Raw genomic sequence first — 21,799 nt, 5'->3', positions numbered from 1 at the left:
GTGTGGGGCCGCCCGACGGCGATGAGAGCCCAAAGGTCACTCCGATCCTCGAAAGGTTGACAATTCTCCAAACAGGATCAATTCTCCAATCAGGATGTCAGGCGCCTCAGGCCGCACGGGGACGGCGCCGGACTCACATCGTTCGATGCCGATGAGCCGGCCGGGGAGCCCACTGATGAACGCGTTCAAGTCCGCACGCCCGTACTGTCCGTCCGCCCTGTCGCTGGCGCTCGCCACGATCCTCGCCGGTGCGGTCGCGCCGGTGCAGGCACAGCAGGGCAGCGATGCGACCACCCTCGACACGGTGGTGGTGACCGCCAACAAGCGGGTCGAGAACATCCGCGACGTCGGCGCATCGATCAGCGTTGTCGGTGAGCGCGACCTGGAGAATCTCGGGGCCAGTTCGCTGTCCGACTACGCCGCGCTCATTCCCGGCATGCAGGTGCAGAACAGCGGCAGCCCGGGCCTGACCTCGGTGTCGCTGCGCGGCATTTCCGCGCTGTCGTCGGGCGCCACGGTGGCGACCTACATCGACGAAGTGCCGGTCGGCTCCAGCGGCATCTACCAGGGCGCGGGCGGCTTGATGCTCGATCTGCTGCCCTACGACATCAGCCGGGTCGAGGTGCTGCGCGGCCCGCAGGGCACGCTCTACGGCGCCGGTGCGATCGGCGGGCTGCTCAAGTACGTCACCCATGCGGCGGATCCGGGGCCGCCGGAGTTCCGCGCCGGCTTCGGCGTGCGCGCGGTGCCCGATGGCGGCCAGGCCTGGAACGCACGTGTCGGCGCCAGCCTGCCGCTGCGCGACGACCGGCTGGGCCTGCGCGTGAGTGCCGCGCGCAACGGGCTGCCCGGCTACACCGACAACGCCGTCGACGGCCGGCGCGACATCAACAGCGGCGAGCAGACCGGGGTGCGCGCCGCGCTGGCCTGGGACGGCGACGCCGTCGACATGAACCTCGCGGTGCTGCAGCAGCGCATCCGCAGCGACGACCGCGCCAGCGTCGCCCTCGACCCCGACACCCAGGCGCCGCTGTTCGGCGACCTGACCGGCCGCACCTGGCAGCGGCAGCCGTTCGACAAGCGCCTGACCCTGGCGTCGCTGAGTTTCGACTGGGATCTGGGCTGGGGCAGCTTCGTCTCCGCCACCGGCTGGTCGGACACCCGCACGATGGACCAGATCGACGCGACCGTGCAGTTCGGCGAAGTCGCCGACCTGTTGCTGGGGCTGCCGGAACCGGGCGCCGCGTTCGTGCGCTACGACTTCGATCTCGACAAGATCACCCAGGAGTTCCGCCTGACCTCCAGCACCGGCGGGCGCTTCGAGTGGATGACCGGCGTGTTCTACACCCGCGAGGATGCGCGGCAGTCACAGTTCGCTTGGCTGGGCCAGCGCGACGGCACGCCGTTGCCACCGGCGTTCGCGTCGTTCGCGACGCTGGCGCAGCTGGCCCTGCCGAGCACCTACGAAGAGATCGCGGTGTTCGCCAACGGCTCCTGGCGTTTCAACGACCGGTTCAAGATCGACGCCGGCCTGCGTCAGGCCCGCAACGAGCAGTGGTTCAGCCAGAACGTCAGCGAGGGCATCCTGGCCCCGATCGGCGACGCCCCGGGCGAGTCCAGCGAGAACGTGTTCACCTGGAGCCTGAGCCCGCAGTTCAAGCTCGCCGAGGACACGATGCTCTACGCGCGCGCCGCCACCGGCTATCAGCCCGGCGGTCCGAACGTGGCCCTGGCGGGCATCCCGCCGAGCGTCGATTCGTCGCGCCTGGACAGCTACGAACTCGGGCTGAAGTCGCAGTTCGCCGAGCGCCGTGCGCAGCTGGATCTGGCCGTGTTCCGGATCGAGTGGGATGACATCCAGGTGGCGTCGTCGTTCAACGGTATCGGCGGCCTGGTCAACGGCGGCGAGGCGACGAGCGAGGGCGTCGAGCTGGCGGCGGCGTTCCGCGCCACCGACCAGCTGCAGCTCGGGTTCAACGGCGCCTACACGCGCGCCAGCGTGAAGAACGATTTCGATCCGACGGTGATCCCGCAGGACGGCTTCGACGTGATCCTCAACACCGGCCTGGGCGGGGATCGGATGCCCTACGTGCCGCGGCTGTCGTGGTCGGCCACCGCGGAGTACGCATTCGCCACCTCGGGCGGTTACGACGGCCAGATCGGCGGCGCGCTGCGCTGGGTCGGCGAACGGCTCAACGACACCACCGAGCGCCAGCGCGTCACCGCGCCGGGCGATCCGTCGACGGTGCTCGACGAGGTGGTGACCGCGCCGCTGACGCTCGACAGCTACCGCGCCCTCGACCTGTACGCCGGTTTCGGCCGCGACCGCTGGATGCTGCGCGCCTACGTCAACAACGTCACCGACGAAGGCGCCTGGTCGTCGCTGACGCCGGTCGACGGCGCGGTCAGCGGCGCCCGCGTGCAGCTGGCCGGCGTGCCGATCCAGCCGCGGACCTTCGGTCTCGAGTTCGACTACCGCTTCTGACCCGTCCATCGCCTGCGGCCCGCAGGCGATGCCCACGACCGCATCCGAGCCTTCCCCATGTCGAATGCAGTGCCCGTGCTGCACGTGCCTGATGTGCTGCCGCAACCCTATCTGCTGTTCCTGGGCGACGTGGTCGAGCCCGCCTACGCCAAGACCGCACTTGGGCTGCGCGACTGGGCGGGCGAGCGCTGTGTCGGCGAGTTCGCCTGCGAAGGAGCGGCGGTCCGGACCGGCCTGCCGCGCCTGACACCGGCGCAGGCGCGCGCCCTGGGCGCGCGTTCGCTGGTGATCGGAGTCGCGAATCCCGGCGGACGGATTCCGGAGGCATGGCTGTCGCCACTGCTGGAGGCCCTGCACGCGGGGCTGGACCTGGTGGGCGGCATGCATGCCCGGCTGTCGGGCATCGAGCCCCTGCGCAATGCGGCGATCGCCCAGGGCCGTCGCCTGATCGACGTGCGCGAGCCCCCGTCCGATCTGCCCGTGGCCACCGGCCGCAAGCGCACCGGCCGGCGCCTGCTCACCGTCGGCACCGACTGCGCGCTGGGCAAGAAGTACACCGCGCTCGCCCTGGCGCGCGGGCTGCGCGAGCGCGGGTACGAGGCGGACTTCCGCGCCAGTGGCCAGACCGGGATCCTGATCGCCGGGCAGGGCATCCCCATGGATGCCGTGGTGGCCGACTTCGCCGCGGGCGCTGCCGAGCGGCTCTCGCCCGATGCCGATCCCGCGCATTGGGACGTGATCGAAGGTCAGGGATCGCTGTCGCACCCGGCCTACGCGGGGGTGTCGTTGGCGTTGCTGCACGGCAGCCAGCCGGATGTGGTCGTGGTCTGCCATGCGCACGGCCGTGAGCGCGTGCTCGGCTATCCGGACTACCCGCTGCCCTCGGTGGAGGAGACCATCGATCTGGTGCTGCGGCTCGGGGCCCGCACCAATCCCGCGATCCGATGCGCGGGTGTCAGCCTCAACACCAGCGGGCTCGACGCCGCCGCGGCGCAACGCGCGCTCGACGCCGCCGCGGCCCGCCTCGGCCTGCCGGTGGCCGACCCGATGCGCGGCGGCCGCGCGTTCGCGCAATTGCTCGACGCCTGTCTGGGGTGACGCCATGCCTGCCGTGGCCGTCCCGATGTCCACCCGGTTCCAGCGCTTCGTGCTGCCGGGCCTGGCCTTCAAGGGCGCGGTGATCGGCGGCGGCTATGCGACCGGGCGCGAACTGGCCGAGTACTTCATCCCCAGCGGCCCGCAGGGCGGAACGATGGCGATCGTGTTGGCGATGATCTGCTGGAGTGGGGTCTGCGCATTGACCTTCGCCCTGGCGCACGCCAGCCGGAGCTTCGACTACCAGAGTTTCTTCGCGGTCCTGCTCGGTCCGTTCGCATTCGTGTTCGAGGCGGCGTACCTGGTGTTCATGGTGCTGATCCTGGCGGTGTTCGGCGCGGCGGCCGGGGAGATCGCGGCCGCGCTGCTGGGCTGGCCGAAGCTCGCGGGCACGTGGCTGCTCATGGTCGGCGTGGGTGCGTTCGCCGCGTTCGGAAACCGTGCGGTGGAGGCGCTGTTCAAGTGGGTGTCGGTGCTGCTCTACGGCACCTATGCGTTGTTCGTGGTGCTGGTGCTGACCGGATTCGGCGACCGCACGCTGGCGGCGTTGTCGACGCCGCAACCGGCCACCGGCTGGGTGCAGGGCGGCCTGACCTATGCCGGCTACAACATCGTCGGTGCGGTGATCGTGCTGCCGCTGGCGCGGCACTTCCTGTGCCGTCGCGATGCGGTGATCGCCGGGGCGCTCGCCGGGCCGCTGGCGATGCTGCCGGGGTTGCTGTTCTTCCTCTGCATGCTGGCCTGGTATCCGCAGATCGGGGCGCAGGCGCTGCCGTCGGACTACATCCTGCGGCAGCTGGACCTGCCGCTGTTCCACGCGCTGTTCCAGCTGATGGTCTTCAGCGCGTTGCTGGAGAGCGGCACCGCGGTCGTGCACGCTTCCAACGAGCGCATCGCGCAGGCCTGGCATCGCCAGCGTGCGCGCGCCCTTGGGGGTGGCGTCCGCCTGGCGATCGCGGCGGTGCTGCTGGCCGGCTCGATCTTCATCGCCGACCGTGTCGGCCTGGTGGCGCTGATCGCCCAGGGCTACCGCGCGCTCGCCGGTTTGTTCCTGGCCGTGTACGTGCTGCCGCTGCTGACCGTCGGCGCCTGGTGGCTGTGGCGACACCGCGCCGCCGCCACCGCACACCCCACGCCGGCCCCTTCGCCTACGAGGAGACCTTCATGACCATCGTGACGCGCCTGCCGGGGGCCGCGACCGCCCTGATGCTGTGGTGCGCGGCGACCACGGCGCTGGCCGCGCCACCGCCGGATTTCGATGCGCGCGTGCGCGACGTCATGCACGCGCACGGCGTCCCCGGGATGGCCATCGCCATCGTCGAGGACGGCCGGATCACGCATGCGCAGGGCTACGGCGTGCGTCGGCTGGGCGCGCCCGAGACCGTGGATGCCGACACCGTCTTCCCCACCGGTTCCACCGGCAAGGCGGTCACCGCGGCGGCGCTGGCGATCCTCGTCGACGACGGCGTGCTCGACTGGGACGACCGGGTCATCGACCACCTGCCCGACTTCCGCATGTACGACGCCTGGGTCACGCGCGAGATGACCGTGCGCGACCTGCTGCTGCACCGCAGCGGTCTGGGCCTGGGGGCCGGCGACCTGTTGTTCATCCCGCGCACCTCGCGCAGCCGTGCGGACATCGTGCGCGCCCTGCGGCATCTCCCGCCGGCGACGAGCTTCCGCAGCGGCTACGCGTACGACAACATCCTCTACATCGTGGCCGGCGAGGTGGTCGCCGCGGCGAGCGGGCAGAGTTGGGAACAGTTCGTGCGTGCACGCATCTTCGCCCCGCTGGGCATGCGCACCGCGGCCAGCCACGAGGACGAGCGCTTCGCCAACCCCAACCGCGTGCAGCCGCACGCGCGGCTGGATCCGCGCGTGCGCGGCCTCGGCGCGCAGCAGGTGTTGCCCGAGCGCGAGGGGCTCGGCCAGGTGGGCGCGCCGGCCGGTGGATTGTCGTGGAGCGCCCACGACTTCGCGCGCTGGCTGCAAGTGCAACTCGCGCTCGGCGCGGTGCCGGACGGGGCGGGTGCACGGCTGTACAGCGAAGCGTCGGCGCGCGAGATGTGGACGCCGCAGGTGACGGTGCCGATCCGGCCGTTCCCGGAACCGATCGCCGCCATCACCCCGCAGTTCTCCGGCTACGGACTGGGGTGGAGCGTGCAGGACTATCGCGGGGTCAGGGTGGTCCAGCACGGCGGCGCGGTGTTCGGCGTGCTCGCGTTCGTGATGCTGGTGCCCGAGCGCGGCATCGGCATCTCGCTGCAGATCAATTCCGAGGACGTCGACGTCATGCGCGGCCTGGGCTACGAACTGCTCGACCACTACCTCGACCTGCCGCCGCGCGACTGGGTGGCGGCCTTCGCCACCTGGAACCGGCAGCGCCTGGACGACGGCCTGGCCGCGCTCGAGGCCGCAGGCGGGCCCGCACGACGGCCCTCGCGGCCCTCGCTGCCGCCGGCCGGCTATGCGGGTCGCTACGCCGATGCGTGGTACGGCCCGATCGCCATCGCCGCGCAGAGCGGGCGGTTGCGCATCGACTTCCTGCAGACCCCGAACATGGCCGGGACCCTGACCCACTGGCAGTACGACACCTTCCGCGCCGACTGGGACGACGCCTCGATCGAACCGGCCTACGTCAGTTTCGCGCTGGACGCGGACGGCCAGGTCGCGCAGATCCGGATGCAGGCGGTGTCGCCGGTGGCCGACTTCAGTTACGACTATCACGATCTGTTGTTCGAGCCGGTGGCCGACGATTGAGGCGCGCGCCGGAGTGCCGCGACGGATAGCGCCGCACGTGCCGAGGCGCACGTCGCGGCGGGACCAGCCCGCCGGGCACGGTGGGGCGGGGCGGGCACGCCGCATCCGGATGACGCGCCGGTGCGTAGAGTCGGACAACCCATGTCGTGAAGGTCGCCGATGCCCGCGTCCATTCTTCGCCGCAGCGCTTTGCTGCTGGCAGCGTTCGTCGCCCTGGCGGCGAGCGGCTGCCAGCGCACGCTGTTCGCCTACGCCAACCGCGGCATGGCGCCGCCGGATGCGCAGGCGGTGTTCGTGTCCGCGCCGCAACTTCGCCTGGACGTCTATCGCCCGGCCGCCTCTGATGTCTCCCCGGCACCGGTGGTGGTGTTCTTCCATGGCGGCAGCTGGCGGACCGGGCGTCCCGAGGACTACCGCTTCGTCGGCCGCCGCCTGGCGGATGCCGGTGCGCTGGTGGTGGTGGCCGACTACCGCAAGGCGCCGCTGCCGACCTTTCCGGGTTTCATGGCCGATGCGGCGAGTGCGGTGCGCTGGGCCCGCGACCACGCGAGGTCGTACGGCGGCGATCCCGCGCGGGTATACGTACTGGGTCATTCGGCGGGGGCTCAGATCGCGGGTCTGCTGGCCACCGATGGCCGCTATCTGAAGGCCGAAGGGCTCGCCCCGCGGGATCTGGCCGGTGCGATCGGGCTGGCCGGACCGTACGATTTCGTCATCGACCGCAGTCTCGCACCGGTGTTCGGCGATCCCGCGCTGTGGCCGCGCGCGCAGGCGCTGGCGTTCGTCGATGGCGACGAGCCGCCGTTCCTGCTGGTGCACGGCCGCGAGGACCGCGTGGTCGAGACGCGCGACAGCGTGGACCTCGCCGAACGGGTGCGCGCGACCGGCGGCGAGGCGACGCTGGTCCTGATCGACGGTGGCCACATCGCCCCACTGGCCGGTGTCCTGGACCGACGCCGTGCGCCCGAGGTCATGCCCGCGATCCTGCGGTTCCTGCGCCTGCCGGACGCCTCCGGCGCGGACTGAGCACGCCCGGGCGACGGCCACGCCGTGCATCCTCGATGTCGCGGTCTACGTATCCGAGCGCATGAGCCCGACGCGAACCACCACCGACCATCGCCTGCCGTGGCAGGTCGACGCCATTTCGAAGCGGATGCGTGCGCTCGCCACGTCCATGCGACGTCCGTGTGGCAGGGGCGCCGGTGGCGGCAGCGCGGAAACGCCGGCACGCCCCGCATCGGCCACGACCGTGGCCTGGATGCTGGCGGCCTTCGCGCTTTCCGCTCTGCACGGTCCTGTAGAGGCCGCGCCCGCTGTCGTGCGGTTCGAGGGCGAGGCGCATGCGGCCGGCGACGGGCGTCTGCTGTATCGCGAGATGCATCTGCGTGGCGGCGAGCGGCATGTCGTGCTCTACCGGTGTGCGGATGGTCAGGCATTCGCACGCAAGCAGTTGTGGCCGGAGGCGGCGCCTTCGAGCCCCCGGGTGCTGTTCGAAGACGCCCGCAGCGGTCGACGCCAGGGTGTTCGCGATGTCGCCGGCGGCCGCGAGGTCTTCGTGCGCGAGCGCGCCGGTGCCGCCGAGCGTACCGCGATGCTCGCGCGGCCCTGGCCGGTGATCGATGCAGGCTTCGATGCGTGGCTGCGCGAGGCCTGGCCCGAACCCGGCGAACGCATCGAGACCGCGTTTCTCGCGCCGGGCCGGCTGTCGGCGCTGCCGTTCCGGGCACAGGCCACCGATACCGGCGACATCCGCCGTTTCAGATTGTCGCTGGCGGCATGGTACGGCGGCCTCGCACCGCGAATCGAGGTCGACTACGACCGGGCCGGCCGCCAGTTGTCGCGCTATCGGGGGCCGAGCGACGTTCCGGACGCGCGCGGCCGTGCGCCCGATGTGGAGATCCGCTTCCCGGTCTCGGCACGCGGGCCGGCCACGGCCGCGGACATCGACGCCGCCCTGCAGGTGCCGCTGGTGGCGCAGTGCGTGGAGTGATCGCGCCGGCCGCACGCGCGCCGCGGACGGAGGCGCGGCCCGCACCGATGCCGTCCTGCACCGACACGGATCCGCCGGCATGCGCGACTGCGGCGCGGCGCCCCGTCAGGCGTCGACGGCCGGGTCGGTGCCGCGACCGCGCATCACCGCCAGCACATCGTGGCAGGCACCCGTGGTGTGGTAGTCGGTCTTGCCGGCGGGGCTCTTGAGGTCGTCGTAACGGACGTTGGTGCGGTCGAGGATGCGGTACCAGGCACCGTGCTCGTGGTCGACGAAATGCCGCCAGCTGTACGCCCACAGGCGCAGGTAATCGTCGCGATACCGGGCGTCGCCGGTTGCGGCGTACAGGCGCCAGGCGGCGGCAATGGCTTCGGCCTGGACCCAGAAGTACTTGTCGTCGTCGCACACGTACATCGGTGCGGTGGCCGCGTCGGGGGGGGCGGTGCCGGGTGCGGGGGAAGCGTCGCGCAGCGCCTCGGGGGCGAATCCGTAGACGATGCCGCCGTGCGCATCGTCCCAACCGTGCGCGAGCGCGGCATCGTAGAGGTGGCGTGCGGTGGGCAGCAGCCAGTCCGGGGCGTCCGCGCCCAGATGCGTGCGCAGGGTGAGCAGCAGCTTGGCCCACTCGATCTGGTGGCCGGGCTGGAAGCCCCACGGGCGGAACAGGTGCTTCGGGTCGTCGCGGTGGTAATCCCAGTCCACCGACCAGTCCGCATGCCAATGCTCCCAGACCAGGCCGCCGGAGCGCGCGGCCTGCCGGCGGGTCATGTGGTCGGCCAGCAGCAGTGCGCGGTCGAGATAGCGCGATTGCGTGGGATCGGCCTCGTGCGCGGCGATGAGCGCTTCGCACAAGTGCATGTTGGCGTTCTGGCCGCGGTAGTCCGACCATTGCCAGTCGGCATCGGCCTCGTCGCGATAGAGGCCGGCCTCCGCATCCCATGCCCGGGTCTCCAGCAGCGCCCAGGTGTCGTCCATCCAGGCGGTGGTGTCGAGGCCGGCCTTGCGTGCGGTGGCGTAGGCCAGCATCACGAATGCCAGGCCATAGCTGTGGTTGGTGCGGTCTTCGGGCGCGCCGTCGCGTAGCGTCCAGGTGTAGCCGCCGTGCACGGGGTCGTGGTGCGCATCGCGCAGGTAACGCAGGCCGTGGACGGCGGCCTCGCGATAGCCGGTCGCCGCGGGTGTGTCCGCGTATTCGAGGGCCGCCATCGCATAGACGTAGACGAAACGCGTGCTGCTGACCAGATGCCGGTGCCCGCGGTCGTAGACGCTGCCGTCGTCGCGGAAGTAATGGAAGAAGCCGCCGGCCGGGTCGAGCGCGCGCGGATGGTAGAAGGCCAGCGTGTCGGCGATGTGCGCGCGGAGGGTCCGGGGCAGGGTGAATTCGGGCAGGGGCGTGGCGGGGAGAGGCATTCGGTTACTCGTTGGATGGGTGCGGCCGGTGCGGCGGAACCGATGTCGTGCGCAGGCTCCTCGCTGCGCGTCGTGGCCGTACGGTGGCCCGGGCCGCGCGTCGTCCGGGGCGAATCGTTGCATCCGGGCGCGGGGTGCGGTCGCCGCCGCGAACGCGGGACGCGTGTGCTCTGGCCGCGATGCCCGGCGTCAATGCATCGCGGGTGGACGGGGACCGGTTCCGGGCGCGACCGGCGCGTCGGCGTACTCGGCCGCGCTCAGGCGCGAGCCACGCAGCGCGTACCAGACGATGTACACGTAGCACACGGCCGGTACGGCGAAGGCGAGCTGGATGCCGATCACGTCGGCCAGCGCGCCCTGGATCAGCGGAATGATCGCGCCGCCGACGATCGCCATCACCAGCAGGCTCGACGCCTTGCTGGTCAGCGTGCCGAGGCGCTCGATCGCGGTGGTGAAGATGGTCGGGAACATGATCGAGTTGAACAGGCCCACCGCCAGCGCGCTCCACATCGCAAGGGCACCGGTGGTGCTCATGGTCGTCACCAGCAGGAGCGCCGACATGATCGCTGCGAACGCCAGCAGGCGGCGTGCATCGAAACGCGTCATCAGCGCCGCGCCGATGAAGCGTCCGACCATCGCGCCGCCCCAGTAGAACGCCAGGAAGCGCGACGCCGCCGCTTCGCTCAGGCCGCCGATCTCGGGTTCGGCCATGTAGTTGATCAGGAAGCTGCCGATGGACACTTCCGCGCCCACGTACAGGAAGATGCCGATCACGCCCCAGCGCACGTGCCTGTGGCCCAGCGCTTCGGCGTACGTGTGGTGGGCGTCGTCGCCGGCCTCGGTGGCTTCGCGCAACGGCGGGATGCGCATCGTCAGCACGAACACCGCCATCAACAACAGGCCGGCCGACAGCATCAGGTAGGGAATCTCGACCGAACGCGCTTCCGCCGCACGGTAGGCGGCCTGCTCCGCCGCGCCCATGGCGGCGATCTCGTCGGCGCCGAGCACTGCGCCGATCAGGATCAACGGGCCGATCAGCAGCGGGAACAGCGTGGTGCCCAGGGAGTTCAGCGCCTGCGCGAGGTTGAGCCGGCTGTGCGAGGTCTCGGGCCGGCCCAGCAGACTGATGTACGGGTTGGCCGCCACCTGCAGCAGGGTGATGCCGCTGGCGAGCACGAACAGCGCGCTCAGGAACATGCCGTACGAAGGCAGCCGCGCGGCGGGATAGAACATCGCCGCGCCGATCGCGGCCACGACCAGGCCGGTCACGATGCTGGCCTTGTAGCCGATCCGCGCCACGATCGCGCCCGAGGGCAACGACATCAGGAAGTACGCGCCGAAGAACGTGAACTGGATCAGCATCGTCTGCGCGTAGCTCATCGAGAACACGGCTTTCAGATGCGGGATCAGTACGTCGTTGAGGCTGGTCAGCCCGCCCCAGGTGAAGAAGATCAGACTCACCACCGCGAGCGCGGCGGAATTGGACATGGGGCGATGGGCTGTGGTCACGCAGTGGCTCCTGGGCGAGGCCGCGTTCGTGCCGGCATCGGATTGTATCGATTCAATCTGAAATATTCTGCTGTGTGCGCCCCATTCCCGCATCCTGCAGCGCAACAAGCAAACACGATGCGATCGATGCTAGGGTCGCGGTGTTTAAACCGATTCAATTACGGGGAAAAGCGATGATCAAGCGGGGTGTGGCGGTGGCGACGCTGGTGGGCGCGTTGCTGGGAGCAGGCGTCGTGCTGGCCGGGCCATCGGCGGTGGGCGAGCGTGCGTTCGACGCGGTCGATCCCTTCATCGGCACCGGCGGCGAGGGTCACACCTACCCGGGCGCGACGGTGCCGTTCGGGATGGTCCAGCTCAGTCCGGACACGCGCATCCAGCCGCGCGAGAACGGCTACGACTGGGCCGCCGGCTACCGCTATGAGGACGAAACCATCGTCGGCTTCTCCCATACCCACTTCTCCGGCACCGGGCACTCCGACCTCGGCGACTTCCTGGTGATGCCGTTCACCGGCGATCCGGGCATCGAGCGCGGCGACCCGGACGTGCCGCGCAGCGGCTACACCTCGCGCTACGACCACGACACCGAGCACGCCGAACCGGGCTACTACGCCGTCACCCTCGACGACTACCGCGTGCGTGCGGAGCTCACCACCAGCGCACGGACCGGTGTGCACCGCTATGCGTTCCCCGCCGGCGAGGAAGCGCGCGTCCTGCTCGACCTGCGCACCAGCATGTACGACTACCCCGGCAAGATCCTCTGGTCGCGGCTGCGCCAGCGTGCCGACGGCACCGTCACCGGCTTCCGCGAGACCCGCGGCTGGGCGCCGGGCCGGCAGCTCTACTTCGCGATGCGCTTCTCGCGCCCGATCCAGGGGCACGCCTTCCACAACACCGAGACCGACATCCTCTACCGCGGGTTCACCACGCCCGCGCACGACACTCCGACCCGCCGCGCGCAGATCGAGGGCCGGCAGTTGGTGGGCACGTTCGACTTCGGCGTGCTCGACGCGCCGCTGATCGTCACCGTCGCCATCTCCCCGGTCAGCGAGGCCGGCGCCATCGCCAACCTCGATGCGGAAGTGGCGGACTTCGATTTCGATCGCGTGCGCACCGCGGCCAAACAGGAGTGGATCGAGGCGCTGTCTGTGCTCGACATCGACGCGCCCGAGTCCGACCGCCGCAGCGCCTACACCGCGCTCTACCACACCCTGCTCGGGCCGACGCTGTTCATGGACGCCGACGGCCGCTACCGCGGGCCCGACAACGCCGTGCACCAGGCCGAAGGCTTCAACCACTATTCCACGTTCTCGCTGTGGGACACCTACCGCGCGCTGCATCCGCTGCTGACCCTGGTGCAGCCCGAGGCGCGCAACGCCGACTTCATCAACTCGCTCGTCGCCCACCAGCGCCACAGCCCCTACGGCATCCTGCCGGTGTGGTCGTTCCACGGCCTGGAGACGTGGACGATGATCGGTTATCACGCGGTGCCGGTGATCGCCGACGCCTGGCTCAAGGGCCTGCGCGGTTTCGATGCCGACGCCGCGCTCGACGCGATGATCGCCAGCGCCACCTATCCCGAGTACGACGGTCTCGAGCAGTACATGGAACTGGGCTGGGTGCCGATCGATGAGGAAGTCGAGGCGGCCTCCAAGACGCTCGAGTACGCCTACGGCGACTGGACGCTCGCCCGCATGGCAGAAGGCATGGGCCGCACCGAGGTCGCTCGTGATTTCGACCGGCGCGCCGCGTTCTGGCGCAACGCGTTCGATCCCCGGACCGGTTTCATGCGCGCGAAGAACCGCGACGGCAGCTTCCGCGAGCCGTTCGATCCCACCGCCAGCGGATACGGCACCGACTACACCGAGGGCAACGCCTGGCAGTACTCGTGGTACGTGCCGCACGACATCGCCGGCCTCGTCGACGCCCACGGCGGTGCCGACGCCCTGCTGGCGAAGCTGGACGAGGTGTTCGAAGCCGACGTGGACGAATCCATCTTCGACCACATGGAGGACATCGTCGGCCTGATCGGCTGGTACGCGCACGGCAACGAACCCAGCCACCACGTCGCCTATCTGTACGCGCATGCCGGCCAGCCCTGGCGCACCCAGTCGCGGCTGAAGACCATCATGGACACCCAGTACGCCGACCGCCCGGACGGGCTCGCCGGCAACGACGACCTCGGCCAGATGTCGGCCTGGTACCTGTTCACCGCGCTCGGTTTCTACCCGGTGGCGCCGGGCAGCGGCGAGTACGTCATCGGCCGCCCGTTCCTGCCGCGCGCCAGCCTGCACCTGCCCAACGGCGAGACCTTCACCATCGTCGCCGAAGGCCTCGACCAGGGCCACGGCTACATCGCCTCGGCCACCCTCAACGGCCAGCCGCTCAACCGCACCTTCCTGCGCCACGACGAGATTGTGGCCGGCGGCGAGCTGCGTTTCGTCATGCAGGCCGAGCCGAACCGCGCCTGGCCGGGCGAAGGTGCGGAGGCGCCGTACTCGCTGTCGACTCAGTAAGCCTCCATCGGGTCGGAGCGGCTAGCCGCGCCGCGCGTCGCCCCGCAACCCGACTGCTAAGATGCGCCTCCGGCCGCGCTACGTGCGCCGGCCCGGTCGGGGGCCTATAGCTCAACGGTTAGAGCAGAGGACTCATAATCCTTTGGTTCCAGGTTCGAATCCTGGTGGGCCCACCATCGAGCCGGTCACGCCCACGCGCCGAGCGGCTTTCGAGGCAACCGGCGACCGCGCCATGCACCGGCGTCAGCGCCCCGGTGCCTCGATCGACGAACGACCCGCCAAGCGCGCGCCATCGGTGCCGGCTTCCTCGAGCAACCGGCGCGTCCGCAGCAGCGCCACCGCGATGTAGGGCGGCAGCGCGACCACCCACATCAACAGCCCGCCCAGTTGCTGGTCCGACAGCGCGGGCAGCCCGTACGGCGCGGTGGTCAGCAGGTGATGGGCATAGAGGGGGCGATCGGCGAACACCAGCAACGCGCCCAACAGGCCCATCTGCATGGAGGTCGCCAGTGCGGCGAGCACCGCGCGGCCGGCCGGCACCCGTGGCGACAGCAGCGCATCCCACAGGAGCCAGGCGCTCGCCAGCAACGTCAGTTGCATCAGCCAGTAGGCCGTGGGGCCGCTCAACGCGAGCGCGTACGGCAGCGGAGCATGCCACAGCCACAACACGCCGGCCTGCAGGGCGACCCGCCACGCCAGCGACCATCGCCACCGCGCTGGCGGCGGCAGGGCCGCCGCCAGCAGCGGCGCGACGGCGGCGATCAGCACCATATGGTGCAGGGCGCGCGCCGAGAACAGCGCCACGGTGAGGGCGCACAGCGGTGACACGAACAGGACCGCCAGCAGCACGTTCGCGGCGGTCAGCTGCGAGCGGCGCCGGCGATCGGATGCGCCTAGCCGCCAGCCCAGCACCGCGAACACCAGCAGCGCCGCCAGCAGCCACGGGTCGGGGTTCCAGGCGCGCAGCAGGTCGGCCGGCAGCGGTGGCAGGCCGCAGTAGGCGTTGGAGGTGTCGATGCGATCCAGCATGCGCGGACGGCGGGCGATGACGGAAGGGGCAGTGCAGCACGCGGGCGATGAGTGCGGCGTCGGCGGGTGCGACATTCGGTCGCTGTTCGCGTCCGCGGCGCCTGCCTAGAGTGCGCGGGCCGGCGCCGCCGCGCCAAGCCCGGCCGCCGCGCCGCATGCAGATCGCCCGCCGGCACGGCGGGCGCAGGAGTGTCTTCCCGGATGTCCTTCGTGTTCTTCCCGCCTGCCGCGTCGGCCCGCGCCTGCCCGTCGCCGCCTGATCGCCCTTCGCCGTCGCCGTCGCCGGCCGCCCGGCGGCGCTTGTCCGCTCTTGCCGTGGCATGCCTCGCGACGGCATCGGCGCATGCCGACGCACAGGATGTCGCCGCCCCCGGCACGCCGCGCGGGCCCGACGCCACCACGCTCGACACCCTCGAGGTGCAGGGCCGCCGCATCCGTCCGCTCGATGCGCCCGCCACCGTCGGCAGCCGCCTCGGTCTGAGCCAGCGCGAGACGCCGGCATCGCTGCAGGTGATCGACCGCGAGGCTATCGCCCGCCAGGGCGCGCGCAGCACGCGCGAGGCGTTCGAGCTGGCCAACGGTGCGATGGTCGGCAACGTGCCGGGCAACCCGGCGGTGATGACCCTGCGGGGCTTCAGCGGCAACACGATCTCGGTCCTGCACGACGGCGTGCGCCTGGGCGCGTCCACGTTCGTCACCCGCGATGTCGACACCTGGGGCCTGGAGCGGGTGGAGGTCCTGCGCGGACCGGCGTCGGTGCTCTACGGCGAGGGCGCGATGGGCGGGGCGGTCAACCTGGTCACGCGCCGGCCCGACACCGGCGCGCAGGCGGTCGACGCGATGATCGGCGTCGGCAGTTTCAACACCTACCGTGCCGGCATCGGTGTCAACCGCCCGCTGTCCGACACGCTGGCGGTGCGCATCGACGCCAGCGGCCTGCGTTCGGACAGTCTGTACGACATCGAGCGCAACGACACCGAGATGTCCACCCTGCAGGCCGGGCTGGCGTGGCAGCCCAGCGACGCCTTGTCGATGCTGCTGTCGTGGCAGCACGCCGAGGACGACAGCCGCGGCACCTACCAGGGTTCGCCGATGGTGCCGGCCGAGGCGGCCATCGCGCCGTCGCGGGTGGTGCGCGCGCGCAACGGCCTGGTGGTGGACGAGGCCACCCGGCACGTGAACTACAACCCGGTCGGGGCCCACACCGGCGCGCGCAGCGACCTGTTGCGCTGGAACGTGGCATGGGATCTGTCGCCGCGGTGGACGCTGCGCAACGACCTGGCCTGGTTCCAGGCCGACCGCGACTTCGTCTATTCCGACGACTGGCTCTACGACCGCGAGACCGGCCTGTACGCGCGCAGCGCGCAGCGCGTATTCCACGATCACCGGTTCTGGAACCAGCGTGCCGCCCTGTCCTACGACGGCCCGCTGGCCGGGCGGCGCAACCGGTTCACCGCCGGCGTCGAGATCAACGACACCGATTTCGCCAATCCGCGCCAGAGCGGTGCCATCGCCCCGGTGTCGCCGCAGGCGCCCGAAGTCGGGACGTTCCCGGACGGCGACGCCCCGGTCTACACCAGCCACCAGATGTTCCGCACCGGCCTGCGTACCCGCGCGGTGTTCGTGGAGAACGCCTACAACCTCACCCCGCGCTGGCTGCTGGTCGGTGGGCTGCGCTACGAGGCGATCGATCTCGACCGGACCATCGACAACCGCCTCACCGGCGCCTTCGCGCCACGCTACACGCCGTTCTCCTGGCGGCTGGGCACGGTGTTCGATCTGCACGCGCACGTGCAGCTCTACGGGCAGTTCGCCACCGCCGCCAGTCCGGTGTCGAGCCTGCTGACCCTCCAGACCGCGTCGGGCATCTTCGACCTCACCGACGCGCGGTCCGTGGAGGTCGGCCTGAAGGCCGATGCCTGGGACCGGCGGCTGTCGATGACGGCGGCGGCGTACCGCATCGAGCGCGACGACATCATCACCCGCGATCCCGCCAATCCGTCCATCAGCGTGCAGGGCGGTCGGCAGTCGTCGCAGGGCCTCGAGCTGGCCGCCGAGCTGCAGGCCAGCCGCGGCCTGCGCGTGGACGCGGCCGCCACCTGGGGCCGCGCGCGCTTCGACGAACTCGTCGAGGCCGGCGGTGCCGACAGGCGCGGCCACCGGCCGAGCAATGTCCCCAACGGCACCGCCTCGCTGGCGGCGAGCTACCGCTTCGACCGCCTGCCGCTGTCGGTCGGCGCCAGCGGCCGGCACGTCGGCGGCTTCTACACCGACAACGCCAACAGTATCTATGTGCGCGGCCGCACCACGTTCGATGCCTGGGCCCAGTACGACTGGAACCGGGCATCGGTGGCGCTGCGGGTGCGCAATCTCGCCGATGCGCTCTACGGCGAGTATTCCGGCTATCCGTCCACCCACGTCTACCTCGGCGCGCCTCGCAGCGTCGAGATGACCCTGCGTACCCGGTTCTGAGCATGGCCGCTCCGTCATCCAGCGCGGCCCCGGTGGCGGTGGGCGCGCCCGCACGCGACAGCGGCCGCTACCGCCTGTTCTGGCGTTGGCATTTCTACGCCGGGCTGTTCGTGCTGCCGGTGCTGGTGCTGCTGGCGGTCAGCGGTGCGGTGTATCTGTTCGAACGCGACATCGGCGATGCGTTGCATCCCGAGCTGCGCTTCGCCGCGACCCCGTGGACCGCACAGGTGCCGGCGGGCGCCATGGTCCTGGCGGCCGAGGCCGCGGTGCCGGGTGCGACCGCCACGCGGATCGACGTGCCCGACGACCGCACCCGCACCGCACGGGTGCACCTGGCGGTGCCGGGCGAGGGGCGCCGGATCGCCTTCGTCGACCCGGGCGATGGCCGCGTCGCCGGCACCCAGGTCTACGAGCGCACCCTGGTGGGGCTGGCCGATCGCCTGCACGGGACGCTCTTGATCGGCAAGACCGGCAGCTACCTCATCGAGCTGGTGGCCTCGTGGGCGGTGCTGCTGGTGCTCACCGGGCTCTACCTGGCCTGGCCGCGCGGCGGGCTGGCGGCCTGGCGACGGGCGTTGTGGCCGCGTCTGCGCGGCGGCGGGCGCGGGGCGTGGCGCAGCCTGCACGCGGCGGTCGGCTGGTGGGTGGCGGGCCTGGTGCTCTTCCTGATCTTCACCGGGCTGCCGTGGTCGGCATTCTGGGGCGGGTGGGTGCGCAGCGGCGCCGAGGCGATGGGCGCCGGCTATCCGGCGGCCTACCGGCGCTACGTCGCCGAGGACGCCCCGGTGCTGGGCGACGATTTCGTGGACGTGCCGTGGACGCTGCAGAACGCGCCCCTGCCGCCCGCCGCGGGGGACGCCGGTCATGCGCACCACGCGCCGCCGTCCGCGGCAGCGGCGGTGGACGGGGCATCGCGCGGCTGGGGCCCTGCGGGCCTGCAGCGCGCGGTGGACCACGCGCGGGCACACGGCCTGGCCGGCGACCTGCGTGTGTTCCTGCCGTCCGGCGCCGGCGCACCGGTCACCGCCTACAACTATCCCGGCCGGCCGCAGGATCAGGTGACCTTCCACTTCGACGCGCAAGGCGCGCCGCTGCTGCAGGTCACGTTCCAGGACTACGGCCTGATGGCGCAGGGCATCGAGCTCGGCGTGCAGCTGCACATGGGGCGTTATTTCGGCCGCGCCAACCAGGCGTTGATGCTGTCGGCCTGCATCGGCGTGGTGGTGCTGAGCGTGACCGGCACGGTCATGTGGTGGCGGCGTCGCCCGACCGGCCGGCTGGGTGCGCCGCGGGGCCACCGTCCTGCACCGACGGCAGGCCTGCTGGCGCTGATTGCCGCGGCGGCGGTGGTGTTGCCCATGCTGGCGGCGTCGCTGCTGGTCGTGCTGCTGTTCGACCGGCTCGCGCTCGCGCGGTGGCCGGCGCTGGCGTGGTTGCGATAACCGGTCCGGCCCCCGGGTGCGACACCATGTCGCACCCCGGGACGCGCGGGGGCGGGTAGCCTCGGCAGGCATCGCCAGGCCGATGTCCGGCCGGGCCCGATCCGGGAGAGTCCTCATGCGTCCTGTCGTCCTGCTGGGTGCCGCCTGCGCGGCCGCGCTCGCGCTCGTTTCCGTCCACGCCGGTGCCGAGGATCGCGCGGCCGCGCCTTTCGCCCTGCCGGAACTTCCCTATGCGGTGGACGCGCTGGCACCGGCGATCGACGCACGCACGATGACCCTCCACCACGGGCGGCACCACAAGGCCTACGTGGACAATCTCAACGCCAAGGTCGCCGAGTTCCCGGCGCTGGCGGACACGTCCATCGAGGCGGTCATGGCCAACGTGTCCGGTTACGACGCCGCCGTGCGCAACAACGGCGGCGGCCACTACAACCACAGTCTGTTCTGGCAGGTCATGGCCGCGCCGGGCGAGGGCGGTGCGCCGTCCGAGGCATTGGCCGCGCGCATCGCCGAGGACTTCGGGTCCGATGCCGCCTTCCGCGAGGCCTTCGCCGCCGCGGCGACGGGACAGTTCGGGTCCGGCTGGGCATGGCTGATCGTCGGTGCCGACGGTCGCCTCGCCGTCACCGCGACGCCGAACCAGGACAACCCGCTGATGGATGTCGTCGAGACCCGCGGCACGCCGTTGCTGGCCCTGGACGTGTGGGAACACGCCTATTACCTCGACTACCAGAACCGGCGCGGCGACTACGCGCAGGCCTGGTGGGACGTGGTGAACTGGCGCGAGGTCAACGCGCGCTTCGCGCGTGCGACCGGCGGCGGCTGAGCGCCGGCCCGCCCGCATGGTCCTGTTCGTCCCGCTGGTCTGCCTGTGGCTGCTCGCGTCGCTGACCCTGGTGACGTGGCTGGCCCGGCGCGATCGCCATCCGCCACCTGCGGCGGGCCTGCTCGACTGAGCAGGCCGCTTGCTCCGGCTCAACCGCCGAAGCGATACCGCAGCCGTACACCGAGGGTGCGTGGGTCGCCCGGGAGTACACGGTCCTCGGTGCCGATGGAGTACACGAACAGGTTGTCGCTGTAGTAGTAGACCCGGTCGAACAGATTGGTCAACGCCGCGTCCCCCCGCCACGCGCCGAAGTCGGCGCCCACGCCGATGTCGAAGACGGTGTAGCCCGGCAGCACCACCGTGCCGCCGTTGATCATGTGCCGCTCGCCCACGTGGCGGCCGGCGGCGTGCAGATCGACGCGGTCGAGCGTCCAGCGTGCGGTCGCCGTGGCGCCGTGGCGCGGCGTCTCCGCCAGTCGCGCGCCGATCATCGCCGGATCGCTCGAACGCGCAATCTGCGCATCCATGTAGGCGTAGCCGGCCTGCAGCGACAGAGCCGGACGTGGCTGCCAGTGGCCCTCAAGTTCAACCCCACGCACTTCGAAGCGGCCGTCCTGGACCTGGAATCCCAGGTCGGCCGGATCGGGTACGGCCACGTCGTCGCGGCGGATGCGGAACAGCGATGCGCTGGCCTGCATCCGTTCGCCCGACCAGCGCAGGCCGACCTCGGCCTGGTCCGACGTTTCCGGCTGGAACGGCCGGCCGTCGCGGTTGCGTGCGCCGATCACCCATTCCAGGTCGTAGCCGGTGTTGTAGCCCGCGAACGCCGACACCCCGCCGCCCAGCTCGAACGTGGTGCCCAACTGCCAGGTCGTGTTGCGGAGTCGGGCCGACTCGGCGGTGCTGGAGAACGCCGTGGTGAACGTGTTGTCGTTGTCGAATTGGGAATGGCGCAGTCCGCCGATCACCTGCCAGCGATCACTCAAGGCGACCTGGTCCTGGGCATACACCGCGAAACCGTCCAGATGTGCCTCGGACAGGAAGCCGAACGCGGCGGTGGGCGCCCCGCATCCGTACACGGGCACGAGGGCGTCGATGGGCCCGACGCCGCAGGGCACGCTGTCGTGCATGCGGAAGTTCACCCGTTCGGTGCTGTATTCCACGCCCATCAGAAGCTCGTGCTCGACACCCAGCAGGCGGGCACGCCCCGACAGGTCGAGCTGGGCGATGCGGAAGTCGTCCTCTTCGCCTGCGTTTCGGCCCACGCGCTGGATTCTCGTGGGCTCGCCCTCCACAGGCGGCAGCAGCGTGGTCGAGCGGCTGGTGTTGTTGAATTCGGAATACTGCACGCGGGGCGTCAAGGTCCACGTCTCGGCGAGCCGGATGTCCAGCCAGCCCTGGACGAGCGGCGCGTGGTTTTCCTGCAGCGAATAGCCGGGCTCGCCGAGGAAGGTGTCGCGCCCGACGGTCGCCACGCCGTTGGAGAGCACCGTGCCCACCGTGGGCAGGCCTGGATTGTTGCGTGTCCGGCGTCGCAGATATTCGGCGACCAGGTGCCCGGACACGCGTGCGTCCGGGCGCCAGGCCAGGGCCAGGCCGGCGTTCTCGCGGTCCAGGTCCATGGCGTCGACGAACGTGCCGGAGCGCTCGATCTCGCCGGTCACACGCACGCCGACGCTCTCGCCCAGCGGACCGCCCACGTCGAGGCTGAGCGCGCGCCGATCGTGGCTGCCCAGCGAGAGCGCGGTTTCGCCCGAGAAGGTGGTGGTCGGTTGCTTGGTGATCACCGACACCAGGCCGCCGACCCCGGACTGCCCATACAGCACGCCGGACGGGCCCTTGAGGACCTCGATGCGCTGGATGTTGGACAGCGCCGACGCGTCCACGCCCTCGTAGAACCGCTGGCGGATGCCGTTGCGCATCACCTGGGCGGCGAACCCGCGCACGCGCAGGGTGGCACTGGTGGACGTGCCGATCCGGCTGCCGGCGATCGTCGCCGAGGGCACCACACGCAGCGCATCCTCGATGCTGCGGGTGCCGACATCCTCCAGCGTGGCGTCGCCGATCACCTGGATGCTCTGCGGCATGCGTTCGAGCGCGATGCCGGACTTCACGCCGAAGGCATCGACCCGGGTCCCGGTGACGACCACGCCGTCGAGTGTTGTGGCCGTGTCGACGGCTTGCGCGCCTGCAAGCGATGGCGACGCGCCGAGCGCCAGGGCGATGGATGCGGCCAGTGTGGTGTTCAAGGTGGATCTCCCCCGTGTG

The 21,799-nt window shown here is 71.0% G+C and carries 14 protein-coding genes and 1 tRNA gene; 11 read left to right on the top strand and 4 right to left on the bottom strand.

Translation table 11 applies throughout. The features are described from left to right. The first annotated feature begins 175 nt into the window (after positions 1-175). The 6 genes from RG19_RS13945 (at position 176) to RG19_RS13920 (ending at position 8,330) form a co-directional block, all read left to right on the top strand. Positions 176-2,485, top strand: coding sequence for a TonB-dependent receptor (locus tag RG19_RS13945; RefSeq protein ID WP_058835794.1), 2,310 nt, complete (start codon positions 176-178; stop codon positions 2,483-2,485). 57 nt (positions 2,486-2,542) lie between these two features. Next, positions 2,543-3,583, top strand: coding sequence for an N-acetyltransferase DgcN family protein (locus tag RG19_RS13940; RefSeq protein WP_058835793.1), 1,041 nt, complete (start codon positions 2,543-2,545; stop codon positions 3,581-3,583). Positions 3,584-3,608: 25 nt separating this feature from the next. Beyond that, positions 3,609-4,748: a YkvI family membrane protein gene (locus RG19_RS13935; protein ID WP_157515384.1), complete on the top strand. Its 1,140-nt coding sequence runs from the start codon at positions 3,609-3,611 to the stop codon at positions 4,746-4,748. Next, positions 4,745-6,340 carry a serine hydrolase gene (locus RG19_RS13930; RefSeq protein WP_058836634.1) on the top strand — a complete coding sequence of 532 codons (1,596 nt, stop codon included), beginning with the start codon at positions 4,745-4,747 and terminating at the stop codon, positions 6,338-6,340. Before RG19_RS13935 ends, RG19_RS13930 begins: the two co-directional genes overlap by 4 nt. Before the next feature lie 159 nt (positions 6,341-6,499). Continuing rightward, the gene (locus RG19_RS13925; RefSeq protein WP_082672685.1) at positions 6,500-7,366 is read left to right on the top strand and encodes an alpha/beta hydrolase; all 867 of its coding nucleotides are present in this window, start codon (positions 6,500-6,502) and stop codon (positions 7,364-7,366) included. 61 nt (positions 7,367-7,427) lie between these two features. Continuing rightward, on the top strand, positions 7,428-8,330 hold the full coding sequence (locus RG19_RS13920) for a hypothetical protein (protein WP_058835790.1): 903 nt from the start codon (positions 7,428-7,430) through the stop codon (positions 8,328-8,330). 105 nt (positions 8,331-8,435) lie between these two features. Here RG19_RS13920 and RG19_RS13915 read toward each other — a convergent pair whose 3' ends face one another. Together RG19_RS13915 and RG19_RS13910 are read right to left on the bottom strand one after the other, a co-directional pair. Further along, positions 8,436-9,740 (bottom strand): AGE family epimerase/isomerase, encoded by a 1,305-nt coding sequence (locus RG19_RS13915; protein ID WP_058835789.1) that lies wholly within the window; start codon positions 9,738-9,740, stop codon positions 8,436-8,438. Positions 9,741-9,929: 189 nt separating this feature from the next. Continuing rightward, the gene (locus RG19_RS13910) at positions 9,930-11,228 is read right to left on the bottom strand and encodes a sugar MFS transporter (protein ID WP_058835788.1); all 1,299 of its coding nucleotides are present in this window, start codon (positions 11,226-11,228) and stop codon (positions 9,930-9,932) included. Between the two features lie 194 nt (positions 11,229-11,422). Between RG19_RS13910 and RG19_RS13905 the strand changes: the two genes are divergently transcribed. After that, a complete protein-coding gene (locus tag RG19_RS13905; protein WP_058835787.1) occupies positions 11,423-13,762 on the top strand; it encodes a GH92 family glycosyl hydrolase in 2,340 nt (779 codons plus the stop codon). Between the two features lie 100 nt (positions 13,763-13,862). Next, positions 13,863-13,938, top strand: a tRNA-Ile gene (locus tag RG19_RS13900). Between the two features lie 67 nt (positions 13,939-14,005). On the opposite strand, the gene RG19_RS13895 is transcribed toward RG19_RS13900, so the two are convergent. Then, positions 14,006-14,791, bottom strand: coding sequence for a cytochrome c oxidase assembly protein (locus RG19_RS13895; protein WP_082672683.1), 786 nt, complete (start codon positions 14,789-14,791; stop codon positions 14,006-14,008). A gap of 315 nt (positions 14,792-15,106) precedes the next feature. Here RG19_RS13895 and RG19_RS13890 point away from each other — a divergent pair, with 315 nt between their 5' ends. The 3 genes from RG19_RS13890 to RG19_RS13880 all read left to right on the top strand — a co-directional run bounded on the left by RG19_RS13890 (position 15,107) and on the right by RG19_RS13880 (position 19,531). Then, on the top strand, positions 15,107-17,263 hold the full coding sequence (locus RG19_RS13890; RefSeq protein ID WP_238376651.1) for a TonB-dependent receptor: 2,157 nt from the start codon (positions 15,107-15,109) through the stop codon (positions 17,261-17,263). 2 nt (positions 17,264-17,265) lie between these two features. After that, positions 17,266-18,705 carry a PepSY-associated TM helix domain-containing protein gene (locus tag RG19_RS13885; RefSeq protein ID WP_082672682.1) on the top strand — a complete coding sequence of 480 codons (1,440 nt, stop codon included), beginning with the start codon at positions 17,266-17,268 and terminating at the stop codon, positions 18,703-18,705. A 115-nt stretch (positions 18,706-18,820) separates the two neighbouring features. Then, positions 18,821-19,531, top strand: a complete 711-nt coding sequence (locus RG19_RS13880; RefSeq protein WP_058835784.1) for a superoxide dismutase — start codon at positions 18,821-18,823, stop codon at positions 19,529-19,531. 149 nt (positions 19,532-19,680) lie between these two features. Here RG19_RS13880 and RG19_RS13875 read toward each other — a convergent pair whose 3' ends face one another. After that, positions 19,681-21,780, bottom strand: coding sequence for a TonB-dependent siderophore receptor (locus RG19_RS13875; protein WP_058835783.1), 2,100 nt, complete (start codon positions 21,778-21,780; stop codon positions 19,681-19,683). Positions 21,781-21,799: the final 19 nt, after the last annotated feature.

It is taken from the genome of Luteimonas abyssi (genome assembly GCF_001482195.1).
GTDB lineage: Bacteria > Pseudomonadota > Gammaproteobacteria > Xanthomonadales > Xanthomonadaceae > Luteimonas > Luteimonas abyssi.
Note: the sequence above shows the minus strand (reverse complement) of the source record. Positions and strands in the feature narration are given on the sequence as shown.

Bases quoted from the DNA above. Each gene is read 5' to 3' on its own strand.
- RG19_RS13945 (WP_058835794.1), top strand. From the start codon at position 176: ATGAACGCGTTCAAGTCCGCACGCCCGTACTGTCCGTCCGCCCTGTCG.
- RG19_RS13940 (WP_058835793.1), top strand. From the start codon at position 2,543: ATGTCGAATGCAGTGCCCGTGCTGCACGTGCCTGATGTGCTGCCGCAA.
- RG19_RS13935 (WP_157515384.1), top strand. From the start codon at position 3,609: ATGTCCACCCGGTTCCAGCGCTTCGTGCTGCCGGGCCTGGCCTTCAAG.
- RG19_RS13930 (WP_058836634.1), top strand. From the start codon at position 4,745: ATGACCATCGTGACGCGCCTGCCGGGGGCCGCGACCGCCCTGATGCTG.
- RG19_RS13925 (WP_082672685.1), top strand. From the start codon at position 6,500: ATGCCCGCGTCCATTCTTCGCCGCAGCGCTTTGCTGCTGGCAGCGTTC.
- RG19_RS13920 (WP_058835790.1), top strand. From the start codon at position 7,428: ATGAGCCCGACGCGAACCACCACCGACCATCGCCTGCCGTGGCAGGTC.
- RG19_RS13915 (WP_058835789.1), bottom strand. From the start codon at position 9,740: ATGCCTCTCCCCGCCACGCCCCTGCCCGAATTCACCCTGCCCCGGACC.
- RG19_RS13910 (WP_058835788.1), bottom strand. From the start codon at position 11,228: ATGTCCAATTCCGCCGCGCTCGCGGTGGTGAGTCTGATCTTCTTCACC.
- RG19_RS13905 (WP_058835787.1), top strand. From the start codon at position 11,423: ATGATCAAGCGGGGTGTGGCGGTGGCGACGCTGGTGGGCGCGTTGCTG.
- RG19_RS13895 (WP_082672683.1), bottom strand. From the start codon at position 14,791: ATGCTGGATCGCATCGACACCTCCAACGCCTACTGCGGCCTGCCACCG.
- RG19_RS13885 (WP_082672682.1), top strand. From the start codon at position 17,266: ATGGCCGCTCCGTCATCCAGCGCGGCCCCGGTGGCGGTGGGCGCGCCC.
- RG19_RS13880 (WP_058835784.1), top strand. From the start codon at position 18,821: ATGCGTCCTGTCGTCCTGCTGGGTGCCGCCTGCGCGGCCGCGCTCGCG.